Raw genomic sequence first — 783 nt, forward strand, 5'->3', positions numbered from 1 at the left:
TTGGCGGGTCTGGGTTATGAGTACGGTCCGGCGTTCCAGGGGTTGCGGCGGTTGTGGCGTCGTGGTGAGGAGCTGTTCGCCGAGGTGGCGGCGCCGGAGGGTGTGGACGTGACCGGCTTCGGCGTCCACCCCGCTCTGTTCGACGCCGTGTTCCATCCGTTGCTCGTCGCCGGCTCCGCCGACGAGCTGCGCCTGCCCTTCGAACTGCGCGGCCTGCGCCTGCACGAGGCGGGAGCGGCCACGCTGCGGGTCCGCCTGGCCAGGACCGGCGCCGACGGGTGCGCCATCGAGGCGGCCGGTCCGTCGGGGCGTCCGGTGTTCTCCCTGGACTCCCTGCGGGCGCGCCCGGTGCCGGTCGAGTCGCTCGCCCCGGCCGCGTCGGGGACGCCGCTGTACGGGGTGGAGTGGGTCGAGGTGGCGGTTTCCGGCCGGGGTGGCGAGGAGCCGGTGGTGGTGTGGTGTGTGGGTGGGCCGGGGGATGTGCCGTCGGTGGTGCGTGAGTTGACGTCGCGGGTGTTGGGCGCGGTGGCGGGGGCGGGTTCGGCGCCGGTGGTGTTCGCGACGGTGGCGGGGGATGTGGCGGCGGGGGCGGTGTGGGGGCTGGTGCGCTCGGCGCAGAGTGAGCAGCCGGGCCGGTTCGTGCTGGCGGAGGTGCCGGAGGGGTTCTCCGGTTGGGATGTGGTGCTGGGTTCGGGCGAGGCGCAGGTGCGGGTGGTGGACGGGCGGGTGTACGCGCCCCGTCTGGTACGCCGTCCGGTCTCGGCGCCTTCCGCTGTTCCGTCG

The 783-nt window shown here is 74.6% G+C and carries 1 protein-coding gene; it reads left to right on the plus strand.

Translation table 11 applies throughout. The features are described from left to right. Positions 1-783, plus strand: a 783-nt coding sequence (locus tag OUY22_RS36670) for a polyketide synthase dehydratase domain-containing protein (protein WP_270159916.1), incomplete at its 3' end; no start/stop codon positions are given.

The organism is Nonomuraea corallina, assembly GCF_027620315.1.
GTDB lineage: Bacteria > Actinomycetota > Actinomycetes > Streptosporangiales > Streptosporangiaceae > Nonomuraea > Nonomuraea corallina.